The 14,845-nt window shown below is 60.9% G+C and carries 20 protein-coding genes; 14 read left to right on the top strand and 6 right to left on the bottom strand.

Annotated features, from left to right (window positions below):
* Nucleotides 1-5 precede the first annotated feature (5 nt).
* From urtD to HMPREF9695_RS19985, 12 genes are all read left to right on the top strand, one after another.
* On the top strand, nucleotides 6-767 hold the full coding sequence (gene urtD, locus HMPREF9695_RS20040; RefSeq protein WP_006022724.1) for an urea ABC transporter ATP-binding protein UrtD: 762 nt from the start codon (nucleotides 6-8) through the stop codon (nucleotides 765-767).
* A 181-nt stretch (nucleotides 768-948) separates the two neighbouring features.
* Nucleotides 949-1,644: an urea ABC transporter ATP-binding subunit UrtE gene (urtE, locus tag HMPREF9695_RS20035; RefSeq protein WP_006022723.1), complete on the top strand. Its 696-nt coding sequence runs from the start codon at nucleotides 949-951 to the stop codon at nucleotides 1,642-1,644.
* A gap of 34 nt (nucleotides 1,645-1,678) precedes the next feature.
* Complete coding sequence (locus HMPREF9695_RS20030; RefSeq protein WP_041712974.1) at nucleotides 1,679-2,515, top strand: urease accessory protein UreD; 837 nt, start codon at nucleotides 1,679-1,681, stop codon at nucleotides 2,513-2,515.
* A gap of 27 nt (nucleotides 2,516-2,542) precedes the next feature.
* Nucleotides 2,543-2,845 (top strand): urease subunit gamma, encoded by a 303-nt coding sequence (locus tag HMPREF9695_RS20025; protein ID WP_006022721.1) that lies wholly within the window; start codon nucleotides 2,543-2,545, stop codon nucleotides 2,843-2,845.
* 9 nt (nucleotides 2,846-2,854) lie between these two features.
* Nucleotides 2,855-3,160 (top strand): urease subunit beta, encoded by a 306-nt coding sequence (locus HMPREF9695_RS20020; RefSeq protein ID WP_002714443.1) that lies wholly within the window; start codon nucleotides 2,855-2,857, stop codon nucleotides 3,158-3,160.
* 31 nt (nucleotides 3,161-3,191) lie between these two features.
* Complete coding sequence (gene ureC, locus HMPREF9695_RS20015) at nucleotides 3,192-4,907, top strand: urease subunit alpha (RefSeq protein ID WP_006022720.1); 1,716 nt, start codon at nucleotides 3,192-3,194, stop codon at nucleotides 4,905-4,907.
* 39 nt (nucleotides 4,908-4,946) lie between these two features.
* Nucleotides 4,947-5,246 (top strand): putative quinol monooxygenase, encoded by a 300-nt coding sequence (locus tag HMPREF9695_RS20010; RefSeq protein WP_006022719.1) that lies wholly within the window; start codon nucleotides 4,947-4,949, stop codon nucleotides 5,244-5,246.
* Nucleotides 5,243-5,548, top strand: a complete 306-nt coding sequence (locus HMPREF9695_RS20005) for a putative quinol monooxygenase (protein ID WP_006022718.1) — start codon at nucleotides 5,243-5,245, stop codon at nucleotides 5,546-5,548. Before HMPREF9695_RS20010 ends, HMPREF9695_RS20005 begins: the two co-directional genes overlap by 4 nt.
* Entirely contained in the window at nucleotides 5,545-6,117 is a 573-nt protein-coding gene (locus HMPREF9695_RS20000) for an urease accessory protein UreE (protein ID WP_006022717.1), read from the top strand. Before HMPREF9695_RS20005 ends, HMPREF9695_RS20000 begins: the two co-directional genes overlap by 4 nt.
* Nucleotides 6,068-6,829, top strand: coding sequence for an urease accessory protein UreF (locus HMPREF9695_RS19995; protein WP_006022716.1), 762 nt, complete (start codon nucleotides 6,068-6,070; stop codon nucleotides 6,827-6,829). The genes HMPREF9695_RS20000 and HMPREF9695_RS19995 overlap by 50 nt, the downstream gene beginning before the upstream one ends.
* 13 nt (nucleotides 6,830-6,842) lie before the next feature.
* The gene (gene ureG / locus HMPREF9695_RS19990; protein WP_041712970.1) at nucleotides 6,843-7,484 is read left to right on the top strand and encodes an urease accessory protein UreG; all 642 of its coding nucleotides are present in this window, start codon (nucleotides 6,843-6,845) and stop codon (nucleotides 7,482-7,484) included.
* A 469-nt stretch (nucleotides 7,485-7,953) separates the two neighbouring features.
* Nucleotides 7,954-9,609, top strand: a complete 1,656-nt coding sequence (locus HMPREF9695_RS19985; RefSeq protein WP_006022714.1) for a CHASE domain-containing protein — start codon at nucleotides 7,954-7,956, stop codon at nucleotides 9,607-9,609.
* A 219-nt stretch (nucleotides 9,610-9,828) separates the two neighbouring features.
* On the opposite strand, the gene HMPREF9695_RS19980 is transcribed toward HMPREF9695_RS19985, so the two are convergent.
* Entirely contained in the window at nucleotides 9,829-10,377 is a 549-nt protein-coding gene (locus HMPREF9695_RS19980) for a sigma-70 family RNA polymerase sigma factor (RefSeq protein ID WP_006022713.1), read from the bottom strand.
* Nucleotides 10,377-10,595, bottom strand: a complete 219-nt coding sequence (locus tag HMPREF9695_RS25965) for a NepR family anti-sigma factor (protein ID WP_081710749.1) — start codon at nucleotides 10,593-10,595, stop codon at nucleotides 10,377-10,379. Before HMPREF9695_RS25965 ends, HMPREF9695_RS19980 begins: the two co-directional genes overlap by 1 nt.
* A 233-nt stretch (nucleotides 10,596-10,828) precedes the next feature.
* Between HMPREF9695_RS25965 and HMPREF9695_RS19975 the strand changes: the two genes are divergently transcribed.
* Together HMPREF9695_RS19975 and HMPREF9695_RS19970 are read left to right on the top strand one after the other, a co-directional pair.
* Complete coding sequence (locus tag HMPREF9695_RS19975; protein WP_006022712.1) at nucleotides 10,829-11,629, top strand: response regulator; 801 nt, start codon at nucleotides 10,829-10,831, stop codon at nucleotides 11,627-11,629.
* Nucleotides 11,630-11,963: 334 nt separating this feature from the next.
* Nucleotides 11,964-12,383, top strand: a complete 420-nt coding sequence (locus tag HMPREF9695_RS19970; RefSeq protein ID WP_244434424.1) for a hypothetical protein — start codon at nucleotides 11,964-11,966, stop codon at nucleotides 12,381-12,383.
* A 68-nt stretch (nucleotides 12,384-12,451) separates the two neighbouring features.
* On the opposite strand, the gene HMPREF9695_RS19965 is transcribed toward HMPREF9695_RS19970, so the two are convergent.
* The 4 genes from HMPREF9695_RS19965 to HMPREF9695_RS25960 form a co-directional block, all read right to left on the bottom strand.
* Nucleotides 12,452-12,889 carry a hypothetical protein gene (locus HMPREF9695_RS19965; protein WP_006022710.1) on the bottom strand — a complete coding sequence of 146 codons (438 nt, stop codon included), beginning with the start codon at nucleotides 12,887-12,889 and terminating at the stop codon, nucleotides 12,452-12,454.
* A gap of 82 nt (nucleotides 12,890-12,971) precedes the next feature.
* Nucleotides 12,972-13,343, bottom strand: coding sequence for an ElaB/YgaM/YqjD family protein (locus HMPREF9695_RS19960; protein ID WP_006022709.1), 372 nt, complete (start codon nucleotides 13,341-13,343; stop codon nucleotides 12,972-12,974).
* A 64-nt stretch (nucleotides 13,344-13,407) separates the two neighbouring features.
* Entirely contained in the window at nucleotides 13,408-14,529 is a 1,122-nt protein-coding gene (locus tag HMPREF9695_RS19955; RefSeq protein WP_006022708.1) for an AI-2E family transporter, read from the bottom strand.
* A 2-nt stretch (nucleotides 14,530-14,531) separates the two neighbouring features.
* Entirely contained in the window at nucleotides 14,532-14,690 is a 159-nt protein-coding gene (locus HMPREF9695_RS25960) for a DUF3309 family protein (RefSeq protein WP_006022707.1), read from the bottom strand.
* Between the last annotated feature and the right edge of the window lie 155 nt (nucleotides 14,691-14,845).

Genomic DNA, 14,845 nt, shown 5'->3' with positions numbered 1-14,845 from the left:
GGCATATGAATGTCATGGACACCCGCGCGACCTCGGCCATGCTCTACCTCGACGGCGTGCACGTCTCGTTCGATGGCTTCCACGCCATCAACAACCTGTCGCTGACCATTGCGCCGGGTGAGATGCGGGCCATCATCGGCCCCAACGGCGCCGGCAAGACCACGATGATGGACATCATCACCGGCAAAACCAGGCCGGACGAAGGCGACGTACTGTTCGACGGCAAGACCGATCTGACACGTCTTGACGAGACGCAGATCGCCGAGCTTGGCATCGGCCGCAAGTTTCAGAAACCGACGGTGTTCGAAAGCCAGACCATCGAGGACAATCTGCTGCTGGCGCTGAATGTCGATCATCGGGTGCGTGGCACGCTGTTCTGGCGCGAGACGCCGGATGAAAGCGAGCGTATCGAGCGCGTGCTTGAGACCATCCGCCTCAAGGATTCGCGCGACCGCCTCGCGGGTGCGTTGTCTCACGGGCAGAAGCAATGGCTCGAGATCGGCATGCTGCTGGCGCAGGACCCGAAACTGTTGCTGGTCGACGAGCCGGTGGCGGGCATGACGGACGTCGAGACCCACCAGACCGCCGAACTGCTCAAAGAGATTAACAAGGAAAAGACTGTCGTCGTCGTCGAGCACGACATGACGTTCGTGCGCGAACTGGGCGTTCGCGTCACATGCCTGCATGAAGGTTCGGTTCTCGCGGAAGGCACGCTGGATCAGGTTTCGAACAACGAACGCGTCATCGAAGTGTATCTGGGGCGGTGATGTTTCAGGCTTCGCAACATTATTTGCGTGCACCTCGAAACTTCTCCCTCCCCCCTTGCGGGGGAGGGTTGGGGAGGGGGGGTGAAACGGCGCTCAGGTTTCGCGGCTTTCCCCCCACCCTGTCCCTCCCCCGCAAGGGGGAGGGAAGGAGAATGGGAAGATCGACGGAGGCGATGCCGGCATGCTCGACGTAAAAAACATCACTCTCTACTACGGCGCGGCGCAGGCCTTGCGCGGCGTCTCGCTGACTGCCGAGCCCGGCAAGGTGACCTGTGTGCTCGGTCGCAACGGCGTCGGCAAGACCAGTTTGCTGCGCGCCATGGTCGGCCAGTATCCGATCAGGGATGGCTCGATCACCTTCGATGGCGCGGATCTTGGCCCGCTAAAGCCCTATGAGCGTGCACGTAAGGGCATCGGCTTCGTGCCGCAGGGCCGCGAGATATTTCCACTGCTGACCGTCGAAGAAAATCTCAAGACCGGCTTTGGGCCGCTCAAGCGTGAAGACCGCACCATTCCGAACGACGTGTTCTCGCTGTTTCCGGTTCTGAACACCATGTTGGGGCGGCGGGGCGGCGACCTTTCCGGCGGACAACAACAGCAATTGGCCATTGGCCGTGCGCTGGTGATGCGGCCGAAACTGCTGCTGCTGGACGAGCCGACCGAGGGCATCCAGCCCTCGATCATCAAGGACATCGGCCGCGCCATTACCTATCTGCGCAGCCTGGGCACCATGGCGATCGTTCTGGTCGAACAGTATCTCGACTTTGCCTGCGAGCTCGGCGACAATTTCGCGGTCATGGACCGCGGCGCGGTGAAGTTCACCTGCGACCGCAGCAATCTCGATCCCGCCGAAATCAGCCGCCAGATGGCGCTGTGAAGCGGGATCGCGTGACCTGAACTGGCCGGGGCGGATGCAGAGCAGGACAAGTGCCTCAGAAGCGGAGATGTTCTCTGCCAACCGAGCGGTTGGCAGGGTGAAGTTCGACGTGCATCTCAAGGACGGCGCGACGCGCCGCCGCCAGTTGCATGAAGAAGGCTCGCTCCGCGTGCGGTTTCCCTCACCGGAGCAGCAGGGTCTGTCGGCGGTGTTCGTCAACACGGCGGGCGGCATCGCGGGTGGCGACCGTTTCGACATCGGCATCGCGACCGGGGACGGGGCACATCTCACCGTCACCACCGCAGCCGCCGAAAAGATTTACCGCTCCCATGGACCAGAGGCGCAGGTGAATATCGCGCTGCGCGCGGGCGATGATGCGCGTCTGGCGTGGTTACCGCAGGAAACCATCCTGTTCGATCGGGCGCGTGTGATGCGGCGGATCGACATCGATCTGTCACAGAGCGCATCGCTTCTGCTCTGCGAAATCGTTGTGTTTGGCCGCGCCGCCATGGGCGAGGTCATGGCGCACGGCAGCTTCACCGACCGCTGGCGGCTACGGATCGGCGGCAGACTCGCTTTCGCCGAAACCATCCGGCTCGACGGTGACATTGCGGGCAAGCTGGCAAGTCGCGCGGTCGCGAACGGTGGCATCGCCATCGGAACGGCGCTGATCGTGCCCGGCGACGAGGCTGTTGTTGAGCACATTCGCGAGGTGTCCGATGCGTTCGGTGCGGAAGTTGGCGTTTCGGCGTGGAACGGATTTGCAATGGCGCGTTTCTGCGCCCAGGATGCGGCGCGGCTTCGCGCCGATATGATGAAAGTGCTGGAACGTGTGAGCCCATCGGGCTTGCCGCGACTTTGGCTTAACTAGAATTCAGATAAACCGGATACTGCCCGCATGAATTTGTCTCCTCGCGAAAAAGACAAGCTCCTGGTTTCCATGGCCGCCATCGTCGCGCGGCGGCGCCTCGAACGAGGCGTGAAGCTCAATCATCCTGAAGCGATTGCGATCATTTCGGATTTCATCATTGAAGGCGCGCGCGACGGCCGCACCGTCGCCGACCTGATGAAGGCCGGTGCGGAGGTCATCACCCGCGACCAGTGCATGGATGGCATCGCCGAGATGATTCACGACATTCAGGTCGAAGCGACGTTCCCCGACGGGACGAAGCTGGTGACTGTGCATGAACCCATTCGTTGAGGAATTCAAATGATCCCCGGTGAACTCTTCATCAAGGACGGCGATATCGAACTCAATGCCGGCCGCAAGACGGTGACGCTGACCGTGGCGAACACCGGCGACAGGCCGATCCAGGTCGGCTCGCACTATCATTTCTTCGAGACCAATCCGGCGCTGAAGTTCGACCGCAAGAAAGCGCGCGGTATGCGGCTCGATATTGCAGCGGGCACTGCTGTTCGCTTCGAGCCGGGTCAGACCCGCGAGGTCCATCTCGTGGCGCTTGCGGGGAAGCGGACGATCTACGGTTTCCGCGGCGACGTGATGGGCAAGCTGTGAACGGCATCATTTTCAAGGCAGGGGCACGTTAATGGCCACCAAAATTTCCCGCTCCGTCTATGCCGCTATGTTCGGCCCCACCACCGGCGACAAGGTTCGGCTCGCGGACACCGATCTCATCATCGAGGTCGAGAAGGATTTCACCGTCTACGGCGAGGAAGTGAAATTCGGCGGCGGCAAGGTGATCCGCGACGGCATGGGCCAAAGCCAGATCACGAACAAGCAGGGCGCGGCCGATACCGTCATCACCAATGCGCTGATCGTTGACCACTGGGGTATCGTCAAGGCCGACGTCGCGATCAAGGATGGAATGATCTCCGCCATCGGCAAGGCGGGCAATCCGGACATCCAGCCCGGCGTTACCATCGTGATCGGCCCCGGCACCGACATCATTGCGGGCGAAGGCAAGATTCTCACCGCAGGCGGTTTCGACAGCCACATCCATTTCATCTGTCCGCAGCAGATCGAACACGCGCTGATGAGCGGCGTCACTTCGATGCTGGGTGGCGGTACGGGGCCGTCGCACGGCACCTTCGCCACCACCTGCACGCCGGGGCCGTGGCATATGGCGCGGATGATCCAGTCGTTCGACGCGTTTCCGGTCAACCTCGGCATTTCAGGTAAGGGTAACGCCTCACGACCCGCCGCTCTGGTCGAGATGATCAAGGCGGGCGCCTGCGCGCTGAAACTGCACGAGGACTGGGGCACCACGCCCGCCGCCATCGACAACTGCCTCTCGGTCGCCGACGACTACGACATTCAGGTGATGCTGCACTCCGACACGCTGAACGAGTCAGGGTTCGTTGAGGACACCATCAAGGCGTTCAAGGGCCGCACCATCCACGCCTTCCACACCGAAGGCGCGGGCGGTGGCCATGCGCCGGATATCATCAGGGTCGCCGGTCTGAAAAACGTGCTGCCGTCGTCGACCAATCCGACGCGGCCATTCACGCGCAACACCATCGATGAGCATCTCGACATGCTGATGGTTTGCCACCATCTCGATCCGTCGATCGCAGAAGATTTGGCATTTGCCGAAAGCCGCATCCGCAAGGAAACCATTGCTGCGGAAGACATCCTTCACGATCTCGGCGCACTGTCGATGCTGTCGTCGGACAGTCAGGCGATGGGCCGTCTCGGTGAAGTCATCATCCGCACGTGGCAGACCGCCGACAAGATGAAGAAGCAGCGCGGTTCGCTGCCGGAAGACAAGGGCAAGGACAACGACAATTTCCGCGTGAAGCGCTACATTGCCAAATACACCATCAACCCTGCGATCGCGCATGGCGTGTCGAAGCTGATCGGTTCGGTCGAGAAGGGCAAGATGGCCGATCTCGTGCTGTGGTCGCCGGCGTTCTTCGGGGTGAAGCCGGACTGCATCGTCAAGGGCGGCTCGATCGTTGCCGCGCCGATGGGCGATCCGAACGCGTCGATCCCGACGCCGCAGCCGGTGCACTACCGGCCGATGTTCGCCGCCTACGGCAAGTCGCTGACCGCATCGTCGGTGATTTTCACCTCGAAAGCGGCGATTACGGGCGGGCTGGCCAAGAAGCTCGGCATCGACAAGAAGCTGTATGCTGTTTCAAACACCCGCGACCGCATCTCCAAGAAGAGCATGATTCACAATGGCGCGACCCCGAATATCGAGGTCGATCCCGAAACTTACGAGGTGCGCGCCGACGGCGAATTGCTGACCTGCGCGCCGGCGGAGGTGCTTCCCATGGCGCAGCGCTATTTCATGTACTAGGGTCCCCGGCCTGAAATAGCAAAATCCGGGAGGATGCCCTTGATCTACGTTGTTGCGACTTTGACCATCAAGCCTGAAACGCGTGCGGACATGATCGCTGCGGCGAAAGCCTGCATCGCCGAGACCCGCAAGGAAGCCGGAAACATCGCTTACGATCTGCATGAGAGCGTGACCGATCCCACCAAGCTCGTGTTCGTTGAGCAATGGGAAAATGCCGAGGCGCTGGTGCCGCATCGCAAGGCCGAGCACATGAAGACATTCGGACGCGTGGTCGTGAATTGCCTCGCAGCGCCGCCGAAGATCGAAGTCATCACGCCAGCGAATGTGGAAGTCCGATGATCTACGTGGTTGCGACCACAAAGGTAAAGCCCGAGCACCGCGCGGCCTATGTCGCCGGTGCGAAGGACTGCATCGCCGAGACGCGCAAGGAGAAGGGCTGCGTCGCGTATGATCTCCACGGCAGCGTGTCCGATCCGGATACGTTCGTGTTCGTGGAGCGGTGGGAAAGTCATGACGATCTCGCAGCGCATCGCCTCACGCCGCATTTGAAGGCGTGGCGCGCGCTCTCGGGCCCGTTCAAGGCGTCGCCGACCAATATCGAAGTCATTATCGGCGGCGAAGTGCAGAAGCTCACATCATGATCCGCGCGACGCAGGTTCATCCGCCCGGCAGTTGGACCGAGGCCGCCGATACGGTGGTCCTCGGTTTCGACGATCGGCACCGGCGCCGCATGGCGATGACCGGCACGCGCGGACTGGAGTTCCTGCTCGATCTGAAGGAAGCGGTGGCGCTGCGCGGCGGCGATGCGCTGGTGCTGGAAGACGGGCGGCTGGTCGAGGTGGTGGCGGCGCCTGAGCCTCTGGTGGAAATTCGCGGCACCGATCCGCATCATCTGGTCCGCGTCGCGTGGCATCTCGGCAATCGCCATCTGCCGACACAGATTGTCGGCAAGGGGCTTCGCATCCGGCGCGATCATGTGATCGAGGATATGGTGCGGGGCCTTGGCGCGCGCGTTGTCGCCATCGAAGCGCCGTTCGATCCCGAAGGCGGGGCGTATTCCGGCGGCGGTCATGCGTCGCACGGTCATGATCATCATGACCACGGCCATCATGATCATGGTCACCACGATCACGCACATCACGATCATGGTCACGGCAAGCATGACCACGATCATCACCACGGTCACTCCCATGCTCATGACCACAAATGATCGCGGTCACGATGGCATCGCCTCTGAGGCAGAGGAATCGGCTGCGCTCTTCCGCTTGATGACATGGCTGTCGCCGTCGTTTCCGGTCGGGGCGTTCTCCTATTCCAGCGGTATCGAGTGGGCGATTGAGGCCGGTGATATCACCGACAGACAGACATTGCAGGATTGGCTCGCGGCGATGCTGCTGGAGGGAGCCGGATTCTGCGATGGCCTGTTTCTGTGCCACGCCTGGCGCGCCGCCGAGGCGGGCGAGGGGCTGGTACTGGGCGAGATTGCAGAACTTGCCGCGGCTTTTACACCGTCGCGCGAGCGGCATCTGGAAACAACGGCGCAGGGCCGCGCCTTTGTCGAGATCGCCCGTTCGGCCTGGAACTGCGATACACTGGACCTGCTGTCATCGCATGTGACCGGCCCGATCACCTATCCGGTTGCCGTCGGCGTGCTCGCGGCGGGACACCGCATTTCGCTCAGCTCGACGCTGCATGCGTTTCTCCACGCCGCGACGTCGAACTGGATTTCGGCGGGCGTGCGTCTTATCCCTCTCGGACAGACCGACAGTCAGCACGTGCTCGCCGCGCTTGAAGGCGCGATCGCCGCGACGGCGGAAAAATCCTTGCTGGGTTCGCTGGACGATCTCGGCAGCGCGACGTTCCGTGCCGATCTCGCCAGCATGCGCCATGAAACGCAATACACCCGGCTGTTCCGGTCTTGAGAAAGATGTCCCTATGAGCACCAGCATGAACGGACCGTTGCGCGTCGGTATCGGCGGACCAGTCGGATCGGGCAAGACCGCTCTGATGGACCTGCTCTGCAAATCGATGCGCGAGCGCTATGAGATCGCGGCCATCACCAACGACATCTACACCAAATGGGATGCGGAGTTTCTGGTCCGCTCGGGTTCGTTGACGCCGGATCGCATCGCGGGCGTCGAAACCGGCGGCTGTCCGCATACGGCGATCCGCGAGGACGCGTCGATGAATCTTGCGGCAGTCGCCGACATGCGGGTCAAGTTCCCGGATCTCGATCTGGTGCTGATCGAATCCGGCGGCGACAATCTCGCGGCGACCTTCTCGCCGGAACTTGCTGATCTCACCATTTACGTGATCGACGTTGCAGCAGGCGACAAGATTCCGTCCAAGGGCGGCCCCGGCATCACGCGATCCGATCTGCTGGTCATCAACAAGATCGACCTCGCGCCCCATGTCGGCGCATCGCTGGAGAAGATGGACACCGATGCGAAGCGCATGCGGGGTGAGCGGCCCTTTGTCATGACAAATCTGAAAAAGAGCGAGGGGCTGGACCGCATCATCCGCTTTATTGAGGCGAAGGGCGGTCTTCGGGCATCGGTTCCAGAGAACGTTAATTGAACCGGAACTGCACACCCGTTTTCCCACAGGACAGTCCTGACGCATGGATATTTTCAGGAACGCTTGCGCGGGCGGTGTGTTAGCCCTGCATGAAGCAGTCCGTTTTCACAGCACCCGGCAGAGACTATAGCGGCATCTTTCTTGGCGCGATTCTGCTTGGAATCGTCGCAGTTGTTACTGGGCTGGCGCTGGTCGTGAGCTAGCCCAATGCTGTTTGCGTCACTCACCGGGGCGGTGGCGGATTTACCATAAGCGCCGACAGGTATATTTTCCCGCTCCGGGAACCACTTGGCAACGCTTACATTAATCCATTCGCGAGACATTCAGGCCGGGCCGGATTGCGCCCAACAACCCGGCAGCATCAGAGCACCCATGATTATCAGTTCGGTATCCGCATTCGATTACTGTTTCCACCAAAGCCGCGTTGGTTGCCGGTGGTCATTTTCATCCCCGCTTTTCGAGTAACTGCGTGCTCCGTCTCGGTTTCATCATCGGACTGATGGCGATCATCGGGCTGGTCCTCTCCGGTCTCGTAGCCATGAAGGTTTACGATCAGGAACTGTCGCTCGGCCGGAGCGACCTTGCGCGCGCGGTCGATACCCACGCCAGCCTGGTTCAGGAACGTCTGAGCGAGCGCGAATTGCTGGCGCGGGTTGCGGTCGGTCTGTTCCGGTCGCCCTCGACCAATATGGCCAATGCATTGCAGCCGCTGCGGTCGTCGATCTATGCCTTCAAGACCGATTTTCTTGTCGCAAGCTGGGTGGCTCGCATCCCGCGCGCCGATTTCGGCCGGGCCCAGAACGAACTGAAGGCTGCCGGTTTTCCGAACCCGACAATCCGGAACTTCAACGACACGCCGTTGAATCCGGAGGCGGTACCCGATCCGGCGACCGTTGTGATGGATGTCGAGCCGCAGAACGACGAAACCAAGACCTTCGTCGGTCGCATGCTGAACAACCATCCGGTGATCGCGCCGATGTTCAACCGTGCGGTGGAGGAGGACAGGCCGGTCTCGTCCGATCCCTTCGTGCTGCTGCGTACCGGTGGCCCCATGGGCATCGTGCTGGCCTCGCCGGTGCGGGCGGATACGAGCCCCACCGTTGCAGGCTTTCTGACCATATCCTATCGGCTGGCGCCGCTGATGCTCACCAATGAGGAACTGTCGCTGTTCTCGGTGGCGCTGCGTGATCCACGAAATGCCTCGGACAATCTGACCGCCGATGCGGAAGGAAACGTCAAATCGGTTCCGCTGAAACTTGATGCGGACAATCCGCCGTTGCTGCGGGTCGTTTCGTTCGGCGCGCGGGACTGGACGCTGATCTATTACGCGAAAACGAACGCAGCGACGCGTGCCCAGGAGCTGGCAGGCATTGTCATGCTGATCGGCGCAGCGCTGACCCTCATTTTCTGCGGCCTGTTCGGATACGTGTCTTACAACAACATCCGGCTCAGCCGGGAGATCCAGACCCGCATCGACTTCGAGCGGCGGCTCACGGCCGTCATCGATGAGCTCAATCATCGCGTGAAGAACATCCTTGCGGTAATTCAGTCGATCGTGACCCGCACGATGCGTCACGGCGCCGACATCGACGTTGCACGCGAACTCCTGATCGGCCGCATTCACGCCATGTCGCATGTCGTGTCACTGCTTAGCGAAAGCCAGTGGCAGGGCGTCAAACTCAAGGGACTGTTCGAGTCGCGTGCGATTCCCCATGCGGACCGCATTGCGCTTACAGGGCCGGATATCACCGTCAGCGCCCGCGCGGCGCAAAGCCTGTCGCTGCTTTTCTTTGAACTGGCATCGCATGCGGATGAGGGCCTGTCGCTGGTCGGCAAGCATCCGCATATTGTCGCGGGCTGGACGGTGTCGGACGAACCCGACCCGGTCTTTCATTTCCGCTGGGAGGAATTCAACACCAGCGCGGCGACGCGCCGCGCTGACAGCGAATTCGGACTGGTGCTTCTGGACCGGGTTGCGCCGGAAGCGCTGGGCGGTACGTCGAAGCGCTACTTCACGGATGTCAGCTACGTCTACGAACTCACGGCGCCGATGGCGACGGTGGTTGACGAAGCTGAAATGGACCGTACCGAGCGCATCGCCAAGCCGGTGAAGAAGAAGCGCTGACCCGGCCGGCAGAGGAACAAACTTTCCCGCGACGAATTAAGCAGCAAACGCTGTCACGCAAAGGAAAGTATGATGGGACGATATCTGCTGTTGTGGTTTCTCGGGATTCCTATTCCCGTTCTGATCTTGATCTGGGCCTTTGGTGGCCTCAACTGAATCGCAAACAATAAAAAGCGGCCACCTCAGGTGGCCGCTTTTTCTGTCTGTTGAGGTGACGGCCTAGCCGCCGCCTCCGCCGATGACGGCGCGAATGGTGTTGTCCGGGCCGAAGTCTTCCGCACCGTCGACGTAGAGCAGGGCGCTCAGCTTCGATCGTGCGCGATTGACGCGGCTCTTGATGGTGCCGACCGCGCAACCGCAGATGGCTGCGGCATCTTCATAGGAGAAGCCGGATGCACCGACGAGAATAAGCGCCTCGCGTTGATCCTGCGGAAGCTTGTCGAGCGCCGTCCGGAATTCCTCGAACTCCAGATGCGAACTTTGGGCCGGCTGGGACTTCAGCGTCTTGGCATAGCTGCCATCGGCGTCCTCAACCTCACGCCGCCGCTTGCGATAGTCAGAGCGGAACAGATTGCGCAGGATTGTGAACAGCCAAGCTGGAAGATTCGATCCCGGCTGGAACGAGTCGATATGCGCAAGTGCACGCAGCAGCGTTTCCTGCACGAGGTCGTCGGCGCGATCGGCATTGCCGCTCAGCGAAATAGCGAACGCACGCAGACTCGGAACGGTGGCGAGAATATCGTCGCGAAGTGAGTCAGTGAGAGGCATTAGTCCCTCCCATCTTTTGTCGGTTCTCCGGATATCTGTGAAGCCGCCTCTTGTGAATCAAGCTGACGAATCAGATCGGCAAAGCGATCCGGTACGCCTTGACGCACGACATCGTCGTACATGGCGCGCAACTGATGTCCGATCCTGGATTGAATTTCGGAATTCAGCCCTCCCGGCTTGCCCGGTGGCCTGCTTGACGGCGGCTTTTGATCTTTCATTGGCTTTATCCGTTTTTCCCCATGAGCTAACTAGCTAGAAACACGGGAGTTTTTGTCCCCCGGCGAAGCTTTAGCCCGCCTGATCCAGTCATAAACGGGGGGGTAAGCGGAAAGTTCCGACCGGGAGGAACTTTTCTCCGATTTATGCGTAGATAGTCCGAAGCGGGGGAACCGGCGGTCGCTTCAGTCGCGTTGCCGGGCCAAACCTGAATTTAAGACCGATTGGAGGGGGTATGTCTCGTTCTCAGCTCGTAGCTGAACATTTGCCACTGTTGCGGCGGTATGCCCGCGCTTTGACCGGAAGCCAGGCGTCGGGAGATGCCTATGTCGCAGCCATGCTTGAAGCCCTGCTGCAAGACCCCTCGCTGCTGGAAGAAAAATTCGGGCCGCGCGTGGGATTGTTCAGGCTTTTCACGCAGATCTGGAATTCCGTGTCCTTGAACGAGAGCGCCGACAGGGGCCCTGCGCAGGCCTCCGAACAGCGGCTTACGAATCTCACGGCGCTTCCGCGTCAGGCCTTCCTGCTGCTTTCGCTCGAAGGCTTCTCTGAGGAGGAAGTGGCTCACATCCTCGATACGGAAATCACACATGTTCGTGAACTGGCGGATACCGCCGGCCGCGAACTGGCCGCGGAAATCGCGACCGATGTGCTGATCATCGAAGATGAGACGTTCATCGCGATGGATCTGGAGAGCCTGGTCAAGAACCTCGGACACAATGTCATCGGCGTGGCACGGACCCACACCGACGCCGTTGCGCTGGCGAACTCGAAGAAGCCAGGTCTTATCCTGGCTGACATCCAGCTCGCCGACGGCAGTTCGGGGCTCGATGCCGTAAACGAGTTGCTCAAGAACTTCGAGGTGCCGGTGGTGTTCATCACCGCATATCCCGAACGTTTTCTCACCGGCGAGCGGCCTGAACCAGCCTTCCTGATCTCGAAACCGTTCCAGCCGGCCATGGTGTCGGCTGTGGCAAGCCAGGCGCTGTTCTTCCAGCGTAACTCGCGCAGCCGGCCCAAGGCGGCGGCTTCCTGAGACATCAGGCATCGAGCACCACGGAATGCGACAGAAAGCCGGAACGCGGACATCCCGTGCTCCGGCTTTTTGTATGACCGCATTCCAGCGAAAAAAAAAGAAAGGGGTGCGGTCGGCATCACCACGACCACACCCCCGTGAGCCGGTCGATTAGGGGCAGGGGGATTGACCGGCTTCGGGAATGACGCCCGTCACACGAAAGCGTTCCCGGTCGCTCAAAACTTTTTTCTCCGGCGGTGCGCTGCGGAGCCCGGAACGAAAGCCGGGCGGACCACGTTGAATCCCAAAGCCGCGATCATGCGGCATGGCAACGTAGGGGCGGCAGATGTCAAACATGGCTTCTGGAACTCTCGGAGTGGTGGCCGCGGTGCTGGCACTGGGTGCCGTGCATCTTGAAGTTTCGGCAGGAAACGATTTGCTTGGTCCGGTTCAGCGCGGCGAGGCGGCGGCGACCATGCCGGCCGGTGAATCGATGGCGGTCAACGTGGATCGTTCGGCCAAGGGCGATCGCGATCCTGTGGCGGCTGTTCCGGGCGGCGTGACGATCTCTTTCAAGGTCCCCGGCATGACCGACTCCTCGGTCATGGTGCGGATGCCTTCGGGTGACGCCGCTGAGGCCGTGCGCAAGGCTCCCTCGACAGTTGGTACAGGCAGGGGATCGTCCGCGGGGACACGCCCTGTTGCGTGCGAGCCCGTTGTAAGCGTTCTCACCGCCGTTGCGAAACAGCTTGCGCCTGGGCGCTGCATTACCTGATCCTCCGCTAAATCGGCATAAAAAAAGAGCGCCAGATGGCGCTCTTTTTTATTTTGCGATATCCCGGTTTACCCTTCCTCGGGTTCATCGTCGGGTGCTGCGCGGCGGCTCGCCATCACGCCCAGCGCAATGCCGCCGACCGCGATCAGTGGAATGATGCGCTTGAGTCCGATCGTTCGCACGATCTGCAAACCGGCGGCGAGCACCATAGGATCGCTGAGCGCTGTCTGCATGGTGGACTTCGCCGCCTCAACGGGCCGCTTCCTGATCTGCCGCTTGCGCACGGCATAGCTGATCGCAGCCAGTATCGTCGCCACGAAAAACACTCCGGCTCCCGCGAAGCAGGCTTGCAGCAGACCGTATTTCTGAAGCACGAAGACGAAGGCGGCCGCACACAGGAACGCCGTCGTGATGAAGAGGCAGACCGCAACGGCAATCGCCAGCGAGGTAAGCCGTAATGCGCTGCCGGTGCTCTCCCGGAAGTCATCCATGAATTTCTGAAGCATCGAGAATCCGATCAATATCCGTCAACGAAAGCATGCATCGGCGCCGCCGGCGGGGCCCGGCAGCGCCAGAAATCTGCTGACATCAACGGCGCCACGTCACGCCGATCAGAAAGCCGAGGCCGACGGCCAGGCCAACGGCGGCGAGGGGGCGCTGGGTGATCGCATCTTCGAGGGATTCCTCAAGCGTGCCGGCATACTCCTGCGCCGCGTCCAGGGCTTCGCTTCCGCGCTTGCCGACATCGGACATCACGGAATCCACCTCCGATCGGGCCTGCTTGTAGGCCCGCTTGGCCTGCTTGCGGGCGTCGCCCTTGAATGCTTCGAGAACATCCGAGATCTGGTCTGCGAGTGCTGAGATATCATTTTTCACGGCGTCTACATCCTTCTGAAGGCGTTCATAGGTGGCTTTGTCCGTCATGTTCTTCATTGCGTCTTCACCGTCGGTGCTAGACATCTAAAACTCCCGATAGCCGCATGCTCGGTGCGGAAACGCACCGCGGATGCGAAGGTTCCATCGCTTACCCCTCCGGTAACTGGGTGTCTTTGACCGGCATCAAGTGCTCCTTGAGGACGAGGCCGACGATCAGGATCGGCGACGACAGAAACGCCCCCATCGGCCCCCACAGCCAGGTCCAGAAAGCGAGTGCGATGAAGACCGCGAGCGCATTCAGCGCCAGCCGCCGGCCGATGATCGACGGGGTCACGAAATGTCCTTCGATAAAGGCCACCACAGCAAAGCCGCCTGCGGCCGCCAATCCGCCGGCGAGAGTGGATGACGTGATGACACCTACCGCGGCGAGGACGAGAAATGTTACGATCGGACCGATGATCGGAATGTAGTTCAGCGTTGCGGCGAGTGCGCCCAGACCCGCAGGGTTGGGCATTCCGGTGGCGGCACAGATCAGTCCCGTCGCGATGCCGAGGCCCATATTGATCAGCGTCACCGTCAGAAGATAGCCGCCGAGATTGCTTTCGATCTCGTTCAGGATACGCAAGACGCGCAGCCGCTCGTCACGATCGCTGAAATTCAGCACCAGGGCGCGGCGCAGGTCGGGCCAGCTTGCAATGAAAAGCACGAGAACCGCGAAGAACAGCAGGATCTCGGTGAGCGTCGGAGAGAGGAATTCCAGCGTCGGCTGGACCCATTCGATCTTCGGAAGAGAAAAAGTTGGCTCCCCGGGCGTGGCCGTTGCCCCGAACAGCATCTGCAACTGATGCCAGAACGCAAGCGGGCGGTCGAAGACGTGAAACTTGTCCTTCAGCGATGGGCCAAGCTCCGGAAGCCGCGTCGACCATTCCATCACCGGCGCAGAGATCAGCGCGATCATGAAGGCGAGCCCGGCAAAGGTCGCGGACACGATAAGGACCGCCGAGATCGATCGGGGGATTCCGTATCGCTCCAGAAATTTTGCGGCGGGGGAGAGCATCGTTCCGATCACCAGGGCGGTGACCGTGGGCAGGAAGAAGGCCCGCGCGACGTACAGAACGGCAATGACGCTGATAATCAATAATGCAACCAAAGAGAACGAAACAATGTCCGCGCGGCTCACGGCTCGAGGTCGTCGTTCTTTGCGCTCGTCCGGCGGTGTTGTCACCGCCGGATTCCTTGTCTCGCGCACCTCTCGGCGCACGTTGGCCATGGTCAGATTCTGCCGAGCAGCAGAAGAATGACCACGATCACCAGGATGGTGCCGACGATACCTGACGGGCCGTAACCCCAGTTCGCGCTATGGCCCCAGCTTGGAATGACGCCGAGCAGAATCAGAATCAAAATAATGACGAGAATGGTGCCTAGAGACATGACTAAAGTCCTCGATTTACGCCGGGGCCCACTGTCATGCTCCGGCTTCAGGGACCGCTAACCGTCAGGCAGTCCCAATGTTCCGCCGCCGCGGCTTGAACCTGCCGGCTGCCGGTTCTCACAAATCATTTCGGATGAAGCGCGTTCGGAACCAA

The sequence above is a fragment of the Afipia broomeae ATCC 49717 genome (genome assembly GCF_000314675.2).
Taxonomy (GTDB): Bacteria; Pseudomonadota; Alphaproteobacteria; order Rhizobiales; family Xanthobacteraceae; genus Afipia; species Afipia broomeae.
This window is presented reverse-complemented; position numbering and strand designations above follow the sequence as displayed.

Coding starts and splice junctions, on each gene's coding strand:
- urtD (WP_006022724.1), top strand. CDS start 6: ATGAATGTCATGGACACCCGCGCGACCTCGGCCATGCTCTACCTCGAC.
- HMPREF9695_RS20020 (WP_002714443.1), top strand. CDS start 2,855: ATGATCCCCGGTGAACTCTTCATCAAGGACGGCGATATCGAACTCAAT.
- HMPREF9695_RS19955 (WP_006022708.1), bottom strand. CDS start 14,529: ATGGCCAACGTGCGCCGAGAGGTGCGCGAGACAAGGAATCCGGCGGTG.
- HMPREF9695_RS19995 (WP_006022716.1), top strand. CDS start 6,068: ATGACCACGATCATCACCACGGTCACTCCCATGCTCATGACCACAAAT.
- HMPREF9695_RS19980 (WP_006022713.1), bottom strand. CDS start 10,377: ATGCCTCTCACTGACTCACTTCGCGACGATATTCTCGCCACCGTTCCG.
- HMPREF9695_RS25960 (WP_006022707.1), bottom strand. CDS start 14,690: ATGTCTCTAGGCACCATTCTCGTCATTATTTTGATTCTGATTCTGCTC.
- HMPREF9695_RS20025 (WP_006022721.1), top strand. CDS start 2,543: ATGAATTTGTCTCCTCGCGAAAAAGACAAGCTCCTGGTTTCCATGGCC.
- HMPREF9695_RS19960 (WP_006022709.1), bottom strand. CDS start 13,343: ATGTCTAGCACCGACGGTGAAGACGCAATGAAGAACATGACGGACAAA.
- HMPREF9695_RS19970 (WP_244434424.1), top strand. CDS start 11,964: ATGGCTTCTGGAACTCTCGGAGTGGTGGCCGCGGTGCTGGCACTGGGT.
- HMPREF9695_RS20005 (WP_006022718.1), top strand. CDS start 5,243: ATGATCTACGTGGTTGCGACCACAAAGGTAAAGCCCGAGCACCGCGCG.
- ureC (WP_006022720.1), top strand. CDS start 3,192: ATGGCCACCAAAATTTCCCGCTCCGTCTATGCCGCTATGTTCGGCCCC.
- HMPREF9695_RS19975 (WP_006022712.1), top strand. CDS start 10,829: ATGTCTCGTTCTCAGCTCGTAGCTGAACATTTGCCACTGTTGCGGCGG.
- HMPREF9695_RS25965 (WP_081710749.1), bottom strand. CDS start 10,595: ATGAAAGATCAAAAGCCGCCGTCAAGCAGGCCACCGGGCAAGCCGGGA.
- ureG (WP_041712970.1), top strand. CDS start 6,843: ATGAGCACCAGCATGAACGGACCGTTGCGCGTCGGTATCGGCGGACCA.
- HMPREF9695_RS20030 (WP_041712974.1), top strand. CDS start 1,679: ATGCAGAGCAGGACAAGTGCCTCAGAAGCGGAGATGTTCTCTGCCAAC.
- HMPREF9695_RS19965 (WP_006022710.1), bottom strand. CDS start 12,889: ATGCTTCAGAAATTCATGGATGACTTCCGGGAGAGCACCGGCAGCGCA.
- urtE (WP_006022723.1), top strand. CDS start 949: ATGCTCGACGTAAAAAACATCACTCTCTACTACGGCGCGGCGCAGGCC.
- HMPREF9695_RS20000 (WP_006022717.1), top strand. CDS start 5,545: ATGATCCGCGCGACGCAGGTTCATCCGCCCGGCAGTTGGACCGAGGCC.